Genomic DNA, 13,871 nt, shown 5'->3' with positions numbered 1-13,871 from the left:
TTGGCTAACGCATTAGTAGACCAAGGTAAGGTTCTTTGAATCAGGAATATTATCATAGTTCCACACTAATTTATAAATCTGTTCTTTGGTAAACACTCTTCCTTTATGTGTAGCTAACATATAAAGCACTTCTATTTCTTTTGTGGTTAATTTGGCAATCTCTCCATTTTTTCCAATAACAGTTCTTACATCATAATTAAGGATAAAATCATCAAAATATAGCATTGGTTTTTCAATCTGTATATTCATAGAGTCAACTTTCAGAAATTCAAGGAGTTCCTTAAATGTTTTTATATCAACCTGTTTAAATGTAAGTGTTAATTTTCCTAGAATATTGACCATTCCTTAATACAATATCTTACTCGTTGGTTCTCTTTTCATTTGTATATTTTATAACCTGCCTTTGATATAGACTAATAGGGAACAGTAATAAAATAGCGATTATCAGTGCTACGATAATTCCTAAAGATATTTCTGGTTTATCTATAAACTGCAATGCAAAGATGAATATACAGAGAGCAAATAATGTCAGCCATGAGTTACGAATTGTCTTAGCATAGGATATTTTATCCTCAAGGTCTGTATGAAGTTCAAAAGGTTTCCCGTCAGCTTTTTTCTCCACAATTAACAATTCTTTATTGAAAGTACCTCCCATATTGGTTGCTACACGTCCTCCCTTTTCAGCCCAAGGGCGAACACGAATTTTTCCAACAGAGTAATTTAAATTGATATTCTTGTAAAACACTTTATATCCTAATCCCTCTAAAAAACTTTTATAGTCTTCTGATTTTGACTTAGATTTTGAGGCAACAAAGTCTATTTTATATACATATGAATTTGGCTGGCATTTTTCAAATTCATATAAGAGCTTTTCAACACGAATAAACTTATAACCGTTACTAGCCATTTTGTTAAGCCATTTTTCTTGTGTATCTAATAAAGCTCCAAAATAACGATATTTTCTCATGTTATTTCCCTCCAATGATTTTTTCAGCAAACATTGATAAATCTTTAATCCTCATACATTCTTGCTTTGCAATTTCTTTTCCCTGTTCAGTAATGAGGAATTTCTTTCTTCTCTTATCAGAAATATCAGTAATTTTTATCCACCCCTTTTTTTCTAAAGAATTTAATGCTCCATATAAACTGCCTGCACCGAGTATAAGCCGACCATTTGTTGCTTGTTCTATAAACTGCATAATTGCATATCCATGCCTATCTTCATACAAAGATAGAAGAATAAAGAATGTAACTTCTGTTAATGCTCCGCTTTTTGCATTGTCTCTGATAATACCACTTCCTTATTACGTTTTCTGTAATAATTATATCACTAACCGTAATAAAATACACATAGAAAATAGCACTCCATATGAAGTGCCTATCTATCATAACTATTCATTTTTACAAGAGAATTTCCTGTTATTGTCTATAAGCCGTTATTTCAATGTTTTTTCATACATCCTTATGACAGTCTATCTTTCACTTGTCCACGCTGTTCTAGTATTTTTTTAATCTCTCAATCTCATTGATAAAAGAAATAATGTTAGAGAATTCATCCATTTAATCTACCTCCAACAAAATAATAACCTATATTAATATCAGAAAATGGAAACTTTTTGCAATGCAAAACCGTCTAAAAATTAATAGGAGGTGCAGGATGAAAAAAAGAATGACTTTTTTTGCCCTTATTTCTGTTTTTCTTTTATTAATGGTCGGCTGCACAACAAAAGGAAAAGGCAAAGGAAAATTAACAAGAATTGATGTGTTTATCGGCAATCAAGAGGAAACGCACATTCAAGATAAGAGTACTTTAGATTTAGTAGAAAAAATATCAGCGAAGGTAAAATGGGAACCGAACACATTTCCAAAAATAGGTCAAGAAGCAGATGTAAAAGTGGTTTTCTTTTATGAAGTGAAGAAAAACTTGCCTGAGAAATTAACCGAATATGAAATTTGGTTTAATGAGGATACAGGGACAGCAGCCATAATCAGTACTAATGAAAAAGAGGGTTATGGCACGCTGGATAAAGAAAATACAGCAGCTTTAAAAAACATTTTCATTAAGTAACTAGTAGAAAGGGACAGTCCCCCTGAACGTTAAGCTTTAGTTCACTGAGGGCCTGTCCCTAATAATTAAAGATTTGAAGATTCATAATACAGTATGATTGGCTCAGTTTTCTCCATCGTCGCTTTATATAGACTTATTTCACCTGTTGGAGGGACATCTGCTGCGGATTGGACTTCAAAATTTTCATTCAATGATATCGTCCAAACAGCCTGATCATTGGCCGTTAGAACAACCGCAAGTGTTCCGAACTGAACGATATGATCCCAATCGAATGTTTCCTTCTTTCCATTGGAGAAAACAGATATTCCCTCTTTATTACTGATCACCTCTATATCGTTACCCTTCCAGTGACCGTAAATGGATGGGCCTACATAATAATACCCTTCTCCGCCTCGATTACCAAAAGTGCCGATATATTGGTGGATGGAATGATCTTTTGCTTTATAGGTAACCGCCGCAACATCTTTTGCTAACCATTCTACCTTAAATTCTTGTGTCGTTGCATAAGGTAATCTTTCCTTAGGGCGTGCCAGAATCCCAAAATAGGTTTGATAAAATATCGCCTCTCCTGTGTTCGTATTTTCTTTGATGGAAAAGACATGTTTCAAATCAGGAGAAAGGCTTACAATATTTTTTATTTGATGATTGCTATAAAAAAGCAGACCCACATTAACGATCATAAAAAGAACTAAAATCCCTATACCAATCAATTTCGTCTTTTTCGCCAATTTAAGCAAAAAATAGATAGCCATCCCTAAACAGAGTGCACAAAAGATATTAACGACATAAAATATCCGATTGTCGCTATATTCAACTTGAAATCTACTATGCACGAACATGTAGCCAATTTGCATACAGAAGCAGCCTATGGATAAAAGAAATAGTATCCAGCCGCAAATTTTTCTAATTTGAACTTTGTTCTGTTTCATTTGGTTTTACCTCCATAGAAAACTCCCATGTTTCACCATTATCATTCGAAAGGAACTTCCCTTTTACCTTTCCTCCTTCATAATCGCCGTTTGGCCCTTGATTAATATAGACTGCTAAATGGTCTTCTTCTTTAAAGGGCATTTCGGACTGTACGAAAATTTCATTATATTGATCGGGAATGTTAATATTTGCTTTTATCCAGGAATTCCCTCCATCTTGAGTCACATAAAGGTCAGGTTCATTTGGATTAATATTTCCATAGGATAAAAAACCTGTATTTTCATCAACAAATCCTCCATCTGAAATTAACCTAGTCACATTAGATGAATTCGTTTCACTCCAAGACTTGCCGCCATCATGGGTTATAAAGACATTTGACATTTCCTGTGACATCGTACGATCTCCGGAAATAATGACATAGCCAAAATTCTCATTTAAAAAATTGACTTTTCGAAAGCGGAGGAATGGATAATGTTCAGTGACAACTGCATTCTGCCAATTCTTACCTTGGTCAAGTGAATACTTCAAAATAATTTTATTGTCGGTCAAGCCTGGGCCATCTGAGTACAAAAATGCAGTACGATTTTTTGAAAGGATATAACTATTTTGAATGAGCTCCTGTTTATTCCCGTTATATTCGCCTTCAAACAATTTATCTTTTCCAATTGGAACGGTTGTCCAGCTTTTGCCTTTATCGTATGTAATATTTAGTTCGCTGTTTTGAAGCGAATAATCAATGGTGTCTTCAGCATACAGAGCTTGTTCATTTTGATCAGATCGATTTTCTTCCGTTTTGTTTTGATCTAAATTTAGTGGGTCAGTTTTAGTTGAATTTTGGTAAAAGAATAAGGCTATGATTAAGCAAGTTATCATAATACTGGTTATTCCAAGAATAATCTTTTTCACTTTGCATATTCCCTTCTTTATAGCTGTTTTAGCATAAATTGCGGTTTTTGGTTAAAAATTCATAACCTATTATTTGTGATATCGTAAAAATCGGTGCTTCCACCCAGCAATACTGACGCTTTAGCAAACTCGGGTTTAAGCAAGTATCAATGAATGAGCCAATCCGCTTAAACTATTACCACCATTTTTAACTTCTGTTTGACTCTATTACTTACTATCACAAAAATTGTATCACAAAAATACATAGAATTTCTATGTATATTATATATTAACCTACCAGAACATCAAGAAATTATTTCAAAATCGCAATGATATTTTTAAAAATAATTATCAAAAACCCTTTATTAGTAGCACTAATATGTTCAATTCCATATTTTAATTCTCACCATTAATACACTAAAGGAATTACCTCACAAGTAAGGATTTTATTTTTAAGATATATGAATTAAGAGTGGTACAATTAGTAAGAAAGGCGGGAATAATTATGGTAATTCAATCAAATATGTCTTCAAAAGCTATTGTTCAAGTTTGGGAAAATACTGCAGATACTTTAAAAAAATATAATGTGCCGATTTCTGAAATAACATTGGATGCACTAGTAAACAATTCTGTTCTTCCTTCCCTATTAGCAGAACTAAATACTGTTGTAGGTAGTTCAGGTGCTACCTGTATAGAGGGAGGCTGACAAGTGCCATCTAAATAGGAGTAGGATACTCCTTTAAAACCTTGAATTGACTTCTCCCCATGGATAAATCCAGGGGATTCTTTTTTAAACCTTCATCAAAGCCGCCTATCAGCCGGGGCTTCCAGGTCTTACTGCTTCTCCAGTTCATTACGACATGTAGTGAAAAACACATATCGCAGCCCAATCATAGGCACTACGCCACTGCCCTTTTAGCTCCATTGTGCGGGACAATGGGGGTTAAAAGGACTCGGCGATACTTTGTATCTTCTATTTTAGGTAGTTCTCGATTTTTCTTGAATTGTTTATGGATAGACTTGTCCAAAATATTCACGGCACCCACTAGATCCCGATGTCCTTTCGCACCACACGGACAGTGGAAGTTTCGATTCCATTGTTTACTGAATTCTCCGCATGAAGGGCACGTACCGGAAGTATAGGACTCTTCCACAAGTTGGACTTTGACGCCTCGAAGGTTCAATTTGTATGTTATTTTTTCAATTAATTGCCCAAAACTCCAATTGGACAATTGTTGACGAATTTCTTTTCTTGTTTTCTTTTTCTTCTTCGTATTCTTTTGAACGCCATCCGGTGTTCCGATATAGAGTGCTTTAATGTGGTTTTCCACACACCAATCGGTGACCATTTTCGAAATCGTATGCAATAGGTACTCGATTCTCCGTTCCAGTTTTTCTAAAAAACGGCGTTTACGCAAAATGAGTTTTTGCCTATTGTTCGAACCTGGCTTTTTCCGGCCAATGAGCTTCTGAAGCTCTTTTAACCTTTTGTTTCTGTAGCGCTGTAACGAGCGAAGTTCTCTTCCTGTGACAATGAAGTGATTTTTTCCATCACTTAAAACAGCCGCATGTATGAGCCCTACATCACAGCCAGCTTCCTTATTACCTTGTACTTGCTTTTGTTTTGGTACTTCCACTGCTATATGCATCCAGTATTGATCTTTGTGCCAAACGATTTCTGCACTTTTTATTGTATGGAAATCCATGTGCTTTGGTTGAGGGATCACTAAGGGGGATTGTTGTTTTCCATTGCTAAACACCAGCTTTTTATCCTTGCATTTAATAGCTGCTTTTTTATATTTGACGGAAAAGAATTTTTTGTATTTCCAAGGGTATCGCCACTGTTTTTCACCTTTAGCCCGCAGCTCCCTCGTTCTTTTGCATGTTTCTTCATGTAACTCGATGATGGCTTGAATCGTTTGCGAGTGTAATTGATGGGTGGTGGCATTGTACCATTTCTTTTTTTCTGATGCACTTGTCCAAATCTTATATACATCATATAGCCACCAATGGAGATCTAAGCAGTCATTCCATAGATTCGCTGCTTTCTGACGTAGTGTATCGACTAATCTTCTCTCCTCGCCGGTTAAACGGAGCGGAAATTTCCGAATAACAATATCGCCTTTCGACTCTTTTTTCTTCTTTTCTTTCATGTTCTTTTTGTGTGGTCCCATTTTCTTTCACCTCTCAACAAGAACGTTTGTTCTATATTTTTATTATACTAGTTTCCATTGGTAATTGGAAGTAAAAAACATGGCTTATATCCCCATTTCTGAAGAAAGGGGTTTTACGCCACTTTTTTGATAAATTATGTGTTAAAAAGCACCGAAAAAGGTAACCGGTTCGGTTGAGAAGTACAAAACATTAATTAACAAAAAAATAAAAACCGAATTCGCAAAAAATCGAAGTATGAAATAAAAATAAGAATAGCAAAAAAGGAGCGAAAATCGCTCCTTTTTCATATTATCCATTTAAATACGCGTCCCAATCATAATCATCAATTTTATTAAATTCGCCTTCATCATTTCTTTCATATGCACACAAAGGCGGCTCTTGGATAAATCCTAAAATGGAGTCGTCGATGTTCAGAATTACTCCAATAGAAATAAATTGAAAGTTTTCAGAATCACTTAGAAAGTCATCGTCTTCATAACCGCTTAATATTGACCAACCAGAGTCGTCCCCTCCATTTGGATTATCCCTAAGCATAAAGTTAAATTCTCTTTTTTCAAGTACATCATCGCTAACAGTTACCTTAGTGTCAAAATAAAAATCCCAATTAGATGAAGTTGGGTCCTCATATTCTGTATCGCAAATATTTTCCACCCCGAATGAAATCTCATCACCACTTTTTAAGGGTAAACGATAGGGTTCATTGTCCAGTTTCCCTACAAATTTTTCCCCGTTTATTTGGGTGATTTCAACCCACATTCTTTCCCCACTAAATCCATCATCTTCCTCTTCCTTATTTACGAAGATCAACTTTACTAAATCACCAACTTTTAATTTATCCAATACCTCTGAACTAGGAACATAAAACGTATATGGCGATTCTTTGTTTAGCTCGTAAACATTATCAAAATACCAGGACATTCCTTTTCTCCCCTTATCATTACAAAAAAATATCTTTTATTTATTATTACTATACCAGACTTTCAATAACTGATTCATGCCATACATATTTGTCGTTCAGATGGAAATAATACCTTTGTTATTGTAAGTAAAAATAAAGGGAGACTGTATTATGAACTATCGAATATTTAAGATGATTAACCAATTGGCCGGGAATTATCGTATTTTAGATAATCTTATGATATTTATTTCAAAAAGAGCTCGTTTTGTCTATCTTATTGTATTAATCGTACTATGGTTTCGCAAAGATTTTTATAAAAAAATGGCCCTTTTTGCTAGTGTTTCAGTTAGCGTAACTTATCTGCTCAGCATGGTGATTAAACTATTCTTTTTTAAGCCAAGACCGTTCTTGAAGCATGGAGTTTATTTATTGCCGCCGGTCCCATCTAAAAAAGATTCATCGTTTCCAAGTAAACATACTGCTCTTGCCTTTGCTTTGGCAGCTTCAGTGCTGGTTTATAACCGAATATTGGGCTGGAGCTTGTGGCTGTTATCTATCCTGGTAGGATTTTCACGTATTTTGATGGGACAGCATTATCCCTCTGATATCATCGGCAGCGCTATTCTTGGCAATGTTTCAGCCTTCATCGTTAGGCAAACTGAACAGTATTGGAAACCTTTTGTAACCCGCACCCTTCTTTCTATCAAACGTTTTCGTTCTTCTTTCCGGGGATTGTAATATAAACTTAAGGGATCATCCATCATTAATGGATCATCCCTTTTCTTACGCAATTACCCCATTTATTTGTGTGCCATGATAAACCCGTCAATGAATTGATTTAAATCATTCGCCGACTTCGTCGGAATTTGATGTTTTTGATCGATAAACTTCAATTCATTATTTGGTAAATTTTCATGTAACTGTTTGGCATATGAAAGAAAGCTTTTATCCTTTTCTCCAAAGATCAATAATATTGGAAAATCAATATTTTTTAATTGATTTGTACAGTTATATTCCAAACTCGATTGGTAATACTGTTCGATATTTCTTTTATCTCCCTTTCGTGCTTCTCGAAACATGTTCTTAAAAATCTCTATTGTATCGGAATTCCCCCATGAAACCGCTAGACCTAACAACGACACAGCACCTGTTTTGGACAGAAGCCTTGCGACTGAAATCCTTTTTTCGTTATATCCATCCCGAATTTCTGACATTCCACTTACGATAATACCGCCTAAAGCCCGATTAGCATAAGTCAGTAAAAATTCCAATACAATCGAACCTCCCGTTGAATATCCGCATAGGAAAGCTTTTTCGATTCCAAGATTATCCAAAAGATGCTTCATATCATCTGCAATGAGCCGATAGGTGACCGGTTCCTTGGAGTAAGGGCTTCGTCCATGACCTCTAATATCAAACGTAATTACCTTAAATTTTTTCGATAATTCCTTAACTTGGTATGCAAAATTAGCGCTCGTTATTAATGGCGGATGAATAAACAATATTGGTGTTCCCTCACCATGGGCGGTATAAAATAGGCCGCTGCCGACTGTAGTTAATATAGGCACGATGCCGCTCACCTCAATAATTGGCTTTTGATGAATATATTAGAATATTTTTTACAAGTTCTTAGTTTTTCATATTTAGCTTTGCACGATTTAAAGAACTTATTCGAAAACTATTCCTAATTTTACTTATGGCTTATCAAAGAGAAAATTAAGGGTTAGGATCCAAATATTATAGCTACGTTTATTAGTATGAATTATCCTTCAACTACACACTTCTCCCCTTTAGGCTCTTCATGCACATAAAATCGTCGATATTGTGACAATTCTATTAAGCCTATGTTTTCCAGTAGTTTTATGTAGGAGAGACATTATACTAACTTTGGAAAAAAATTCTTTATTTTTAATGTGAAGATTTGTATCGCTTTTTTAACTGAATAATGATGAAAGGAGTAATCACTTTTTGAAAAAAGTTTTCTGAGCGGAACAGATTTTTCACTTTAAAATATAAAAAGCACTCTTATAGAAGAAAAACTATTCTCATACTTCTATTTGATGTGCAAAATTTATTCCAAAGGAGATTTTATTAGATGAGGAAAACAATCAAAAACAGATTTTTTCTAATTGCACTTTCATTATTGTTACTGATCGGCTTAACAGCCTGTTCATCTCCTGAATCCAAAAGTGAAACTGTCGAGAAAGCTCCGAAAACTGAAACGAAAACTGAAAAGAAAACAGAAACGAAAAGTGAAACTAGCAAGGAAACTCCGCAAAAGATTACGAATGAAGAATTACCCAATGTTTCAATTATTGCTACTGGTGGAACAATAGCAGGTGTCGCCGCATCTGATACTCAAACAACTGGTTATAAAGCAGGAGAGGTTGCAATAGAAACTTTATTAGATGCTGTTCCAGAGGTGAAAGAAATAGCTAATATAACGGGAACACAACTTGTAAATATTGATAGTTCTGCAATGACCAATGAAGTTTTATTAAAGCTGGCAAAAGAAGTAAATAAACAATTGGCAAGTGATAGCGTTGATGGAATTGTTATTACTCATGGGACAGACACGATTGAAGAAACAGCCTATTTTCTTAACCTAGTAGTCAAGAGTGAAAAACCAGTTGTTCTTGTTGGAGCGATGAGACCGTCAACAGCGATCAGTGCTGATGGTCCACTTAATCTATACAATGCTGTAGCTATTGCTGCAAGTCCTGATTCTAAAGGGCATGGTGTCATGATTGCATTAAACGACAAAATTGGTTCCGCTCGTGATACTACGAAATTGAATACAACCGCTGTCAACGCATTTGATTCATTTGAATATGGTGATATTGGGAATGTTCAAGGTAGTAAACCTTATTTCTATAACAAGCCTTCACGAATTCATACGAGCGAAAGTGAGTTTGATATTAGCAATGTAACAGAACTTCCGAAGGTAGAAATTTTATATGGGCATGGAAATGATAGTAGAGTATTAGTTGATGCTGCTGTTAAGGGAGGAGCAAAAGGGATTATACATGCAGGTACTGGAAACGGAAGCGTCTTTCCTGAAACGCAAGAAGGACTCGTTGATGCCCAGAAAAAAGACGTTGTGATTGTCCGTGCATCACGTGTAGCTACTGGAATGGTAACACATGAAGCAACTGATGATACAAATAAATTCGTAACATCTGATTCCTTAAACCCAGCAAAAGCCCGTATTTTGTTAATGTTTGCTTTGTTACAAACTTCTGATCCTGTAAAAATACAAAGCTACTTTGATAAATACTAAATTTTCAAAAAAATTAACTCTCGAACTAATTGAACCTGAATTATTCATACCTTCTCTATGGTAAAGCATTTAATTAAAAAAACAGTGACATTTCTACTCTTTTGAAAGAACCATATGCCTGAATGAGGGCTATGCATAATTTACAGCTATACAGTGTTGGTGAACCGAGCTGCTTTTTGCGTAATGTTACACCGGACTGTTTCCTTATGAATTATTTTTATCAAAGAAAAGGCCGTACCTAAAAAGTCGTTATTTCGACTTTTTGAGTCGGCCTCTTTTGTTGAAGTTTTTAGGTTAAAGAATGAGATTAACAATAATGTTATTCACCAACTAATAATCAGGGATCTTAAGGTGCTGGTAATTTAGTTTGGATGTCGCATTAGTCGTGTTTACTTGTACATTTTAGTTAATCATAAACAGTTGCTCGATTGACTGTACTGTTTCTTTTATTATTTTATCCCTCACCCGCTTGTTTTAACGTATTGATGTCAATTTTTTTCATTTGAAGCATCGCTTTCATGACTCTGGCTGATTTTTCTGGATCAGGGATACTTATAAGTTTGATTAAGGTAGTAGGAACAATTTGCCATGATACACCGTACCTATCTTTCAACCAACCGCACTGCTGAGCATTTTCGTCTCCGCCCTCGGAGAGTTTATCCCAATAATAATCTAATTCTTCTTGTGTATCACAATTGACGATAAATGATATGGCCTCTGTGAAATTGAATTGCGGACCGCCATTTAATGCTACAAAATTCTGTCCTTCCAATTGAAATTCAACTGTCATTACAGTTCTTTCTGAAATTCCTTGGATTTCATGTCTTTCTTTTCCGTAGTAAGTGACTCTACCGGTCTTGGAATTTTGGAAGATAGAAGTGTAAAACTTCGCTGCCTCTTCCGCTTGTGTATCGAACCACAAGTTTGTGGTGATTTTTTGAATTTTGTTTTGCATTATTTTCAACTTTCCTTTCCTAAAATGGATATTTTCCACTTTTTTATATTTACATCTGAGGCCATTACTTTGGAACTTTTACTTGTGAAAGCAATACTCTGCCTTTTCCGATCCCTGAACCTGTATCTGTAACGAAACCTGCTTTACCTTCCATTAATCTAGATATTTATTATCACTTTCCATTTAAGATGCTTATATTTCTATTATATAATCTATATTTCAGAAATTTTCAGTTATATAGGCAATTTCACGCGAGCAAAGACTGACTATTCTCTAAAAGAATTATAGAAAATTATAGATTTTTTCGAAATTTACAGAAGGTTCTGCGTGAAGATAAATTCAATTATTCAACAAATCTTTCGGAAAAAGGCTTTCTACCAATAAATTGAAAGCCCTTTAGATTTTCCCAACTTAGTTTGGTGCCCGCCCCCTGTTGTAATATCCCATTGGAGATCAGGCATCCTCAGATTTCATTTTTAAAACTTTTCTTTTTGCTTATTTTAAGTTTCAATAATCCATATAAACATGGTCAATGAGTGGAAAATTCGAAAATCATTATGTCCAATTATATTACAAAAAAGGTATAGAAAAAACATATGCTTGTATGCATATGTTCACAAATACGTTCTGTTAAGTAGTCTTTTGTTTATCAAACCATCCACTTGGTTGAACGTTTAAATTTATATTAACTTGTTTTACCTCTAGGTACGCCTCTAATCCGAATGTACCAAGCTCTCTGCCAATTCCACTTTGTTTGTAGCCTCCCCAGGGAGCTTCATTGAAGGTTGGGTGATAGGTATTAATCCATGTAATCCCGGCCCTTAGTTTACGGATAACTCTTTGTGCACGGGCACCGTCAGATGTAAATACTGCTCCTGCGAGTCCATAAATGGAGTCATTGGCAAGGCTAATTGCCTCCTCTTCGTCTTTAAAGGTTTGAATGACTAATACAGGCCCGAAGATTTCTTCTTTAACAATTCGCATTTGCGGATTTGTATTTCCGAAAATCGTTGGAGATACAAAGAACCCTTTATCATATAAGCGATTTCCCCCGCATAATAATTCTGCTCCTTCTTCCTTTCCAATTTCAATATAGCTTAAGACCTTTTCCATATGCTGTTGGGAAATCAGTGGACCCATTTCGGTATCGACGTCTGCCCCATTTCCGACAATGATTTCTTCTGCCCTTTTGACAAGCTCCGGTACAAATTTTTCATAGAGTGTTTCCTGAAGCAGCAGCCTTGATCCAGCAGAACAAACTTGACCTTGATTGGCAAAGATGGCAAAAAGTGCGTAATCAACAGCTGTTTCAAAATCAGCATCCTCAAAAACGATATTAGGGGATTTCCCTCCTAATTCCAAGGATGTTTTCTTTAGTGTGTCAATTGTATTTTCCAGTATCTTTTTTCCTGTAACGGTGCCTCCAGTAAAAGCAATTTTATCTACAAGGGGATTCCTTGCCAACTCAGCTCCTACAGACGCTCCCTCACCAAGAACGAGATTAACGACTCCAGGCGGAAAGCCAACATCATCTATGATTTCAAATAATTTTATTAAACTTAACGGGGTTTGCTCAGCTGGCTTAATTACAACTGAGCAGCCCGCTGCTAAGGCTGGTGCGAGTTTTTGTACTGCCATCACCAAAGGATAGTTCCACGGGACAATTTGTCCGACAACACCGATTGGTTCTCTAACAACAAATGCTTGTATATCGTCTGGAACATCATAGACTTGACCTGAGGGTTTAGTTGCTAATCCGGCATAATATCGTAATTGATTAACGGCATCTTCGATATCATACGTTGATTCCCTTAAGGGTTTTCCATTATTTAATGTTTCAAGCTTTGAGAAGGACTCGATTTCCTCTTCTAGTTTATCTGCTACATTAAATAATAATTGCGCACGGTGTCGGGCATGCGTCTCCCCCCATCCATCCTCGTAAAAAGCTTTATGAGCTGCTTGGATGGCTGTTTTTGCATCTTCAACCGTTCCTTCGGTTACTTGGGCAATGATTTCTTCTGTGGCAGGATTAATAATATTTCTTATTTCTTCACCTTTGCTCAATACCCATTGATTATTGATATACATTTTCTTAACACTCATCTTACAAAAACTCCCCTTTTTTAATCAAACTACTCATTTTTTGAATGAATCGAATGGTTTTCGTGATTTCTTCGGAATTTGGCTTTCTGAAATAGCGAACAGGGGGAATCAAAATCCAAATAAAATCACCGTAATTTGGCCAAAATTCTATATTCCAAGTGTTATCTTTTTTTGAATATTTAAGTTCTAGTTTTTCAAAATCAATGGTTGTACAGATTTCCATTAACTCTTTATCTTGATTTAAAAGCTTACTTAAAGCAACATTTGTTTTGGACTGAAATTGAGGTTCCCTTTTACCGAAAAGGTTACCGCCATACCTTAACTGAATTGAATGATCAGAATCGGGTTTCCTATCTTCTATGACACAGTTCCATTTTAAATGATATACGCGCCCCATCCATTTATTCATTACTTTATATGAGGTGTACATGCTCAAGATCCCATGTTCCTTTGCATCCAAATCAATTCTATTATTCTCTCTTTTCATAATGGTACTATACTTCTTAAACTCTTCTGTCACAATCATTAAAGAATTCCACGCTCTATTATCAACAATCGAATAGAAACCCATAACAAC

At 35.4% G+C, this 13,871-nt stretch carries 15 protein-coding genes; 4 read left to right on the top strand and 11 right to left on the bottom strand.

The features are described from left to right. Window positions 1-12: 12 nt before the first annotated feature. Genes QNH20_RS12160 through QNH20_RS12150 form a run of 3 tightly spaced genes read right to left on the bottom strand, consistent with a single transcriptional unit; the run spans window position 13 to window position 1,229 of the window. Complete coding sequence (locus tag QNH20_RS12160) at window positions 13-342, bottom strand: winged helix-turn-helix domain-containing protein (protein ID WP_283923137.1); 330 nt, start codon at window positions 340-342, stop codon at window positions 13-15. 16 nt (window positions 343-358) lie between these two features. Continuing rightward, entirely contained in the window at window positions 359-967 is a 609-nt protein-coding gene (locus QNH20_RS12155; protein ID WP_283923136.1) for a DUF2812 domain-containing protein, read from the bottom strand. Between the two features lies 1 nt (window position 968). Continuing rightward, window positions 969-1,229, bottom strand: coding sequence for a PadR family transcriptional regulator (locus QNH20_RS12150; RefSeq protein WP_283923135.1), 261 nt, complete (start codon window positions 1,227-1,229; stop codon window positions 969-971). 428 nt (window positions 1,230-1,657) lie between these two features. On the opposite strand from QNH20_RS12150, the gene QNH20_RS12145 reads away from it, so the two are divergent. Next, window positions 1,658-2,068 carry a hypothetical protein gene (locus QNH20_RS12145; RefSeq protein ID WP_283923134.1) on the top strand — a complete coding sequence of 137 codons (411 nt, stop codon included), beginning with the start codon at window positions 1,658-1,660 and terminating at the stop codon, window positions 2,066-2,068. A gap of 65 nt (window positions 2,069-2,133) precedes the next feature. Here the strand turns inward: QNH20_RS12145 and QNH20_RS12140 are convergent, their stop codons facing one another. Together QNH20_RS12140 and QNH20_RS12135 are read right to left on the bottom strand one after the other, a co-directional pair. Next, entirely contained in the window at window positions 2,134-2,997 is an 864-nt protein-coding gene (locus QNH20_RS12140) for a hypothetical protein (RefSeq protein WP_283923133.1), read from the bottom strand. Then, complete coding sequence (locus QNH20_RS12135; protein ID WP_283923132.1) at window positions 2,972-3,904, bottom strand: WD40/YVTN/BNR-like repeat-containing protein; 933 nt, start codon at window positions 3,902-3,904, stop codon at window positions 2,972-2,974. Before QNH20_RS12135 ends, QNH20_RS12140 begins: the two co-directional genes overlap by 26 nt. Before the next feature lie 484 nt (window positions 3,905-4,388). Between QNH20_RS12135 and QNH20_RS12130 the strand changes: the two genes are divergently transcribed. Next, complete coding sequence (locus QNH20_RS12130) at window positions 4,389-4,589, top strand: hypothetical protein (RefSeq protein ID WP_283923131.1); 201 nt, start codon at window positions 4,389-4,391, stop codon at window positions 4,587-4,589. 193 nt (window positions 4,590-4,782) lie between these two features. Here QNH20_RS12130 and QNH20_RS12125 read toward each other — a convergent pair whose 3' ends face one another. Then, the gene (locus tag QNH20_RS12125; RefSeq protein WP_283923130.1) at window positions 4,783-6,057 is read right to left on the bottom strand and encodes an RNA-guided endonuclease InsQ/TnpB family protein; all 1,275 of its coding nucleotides are present in this window, start codon (window positions 6,055-6,057) and stop codon (window positions 4,783-4,785) included. Window positions 6,058-6,346: 289 nt separating this feature from the next. Further along, window positions 6,347-6,976 (bottom strand): immunity protein Imm33 domain-containing protein, encoded by a 630-nt coding sequence (locus tag QNH20_RS12120; protein ID WP_283923129.1) that lies wholly within the window; start codon window positions 6,974-6,976, stop codon window positions 6,347-6,349. 151 nt (window positions 6,977-7,127) lie between these two features. On the opposite strand from QNH20_RS12120, the gene QNH20_RS12115 reads away from it, so the two are divergent. After that, window positions 7,128-7,694 (top strand): undecaprenyl-diphosphatase, encoded by a 567-nt coding sequence (locus QNH20_RS12115; protein ID WP_283923128.1) that lies wholly within the window; start codon window positions 7,128-7,130, stop codon window positions 7,692-7,694. A gap of 62 nt (window positions 7,695-7,756) precedes the next feature. On the opposite strand, the gene QNH20_RS12110 is transcribed toward QNH20_RS12115, so the two are convergent. After that, on the bottom strand, window positions 7,757-8,524 hold the full coding sequence (locus QNH20_RS12110; protein WP_283923127.1) for an alpha/beta fold hydrolase: 768 nt from the start codon (window positions 8,522-8,524) through the stop codon (window positions 7,757-7,759). A 527-nt stretch (window positions 8,525-9,051) separates the two neighbouring features. On the opposite strand from QNH20_RS12110, the gene QNH20_RS12105 reads away from it, so the two are divergent. Continuing rightward, complete coding sequence (locus tag QNH20_RS12105; RefSeq protein WP_283923126.1) at window positions 9,052-10,236, top strand: type II asparaginase; 1,185 nt, start codon at window positions 9,052-9,054, stop codon at window positions 10,234-10,236. 454 nt (window positions 10,237-10,690) lie between these two features. Here QNH20_RS12105 and QNH20_RS12100 read toward each other — a convergent pair whose 3' ends face one another. From QNH20_RS12100 to QNH20_RS12090, 3 genes are all read right to left on the bottom strand, one after another. Then, window positions 10,691-11,191 carry a VOC family protein gene (locus QNH20_RS12100; protein ID WP_283923125.1) on the bottom strand — a complete coding sequence of 167 codons (501 nt, stop codon included), beginning with the start codon at window positions 11,189-11,191 and terminating at the stop codon, window positions 10,691-10,693. Window positions 11,192-11,821: 630 nt separating this feature from the next. Then, window positions 11,822-13,294: an aldehyde dehydrogenase family protein gene (locus QNH20_RS12095; RefSeq protein ID WP_283923124.1), complete on the bottom strand. Its 1,473-nt coding sequence runs from the start codon at window positions 13,292-13,294 to the stop codon at window positions 11,822-11,824. Between the two features lies 1 nt (window position 13,295). Further along, window positions 13,296-13,865, bottom strand: coding sequence for a DUF3156 family protein (locus QNH20_RS12090; RefSeq protein ID WP_283923123.1), 570 nt, complete (start codon window positions 13,863-13,865; stop codon window positions 13,296-13,298). Window positions 13,866-13,871 lie beyond the last annotated feature (6 nt).

This window comes from Neobacillus sp. WH10, assembly GCF_030123405.1.
GTDB lineage: Bacteria > Bacillota > Bacilli > Bacillales > Cytobacillaceae > Neobacillus.
Note: the sequence above shows the minus strand (reverse complement) of the source record. Positions and strands in the feature narration are given on the sequence as shown.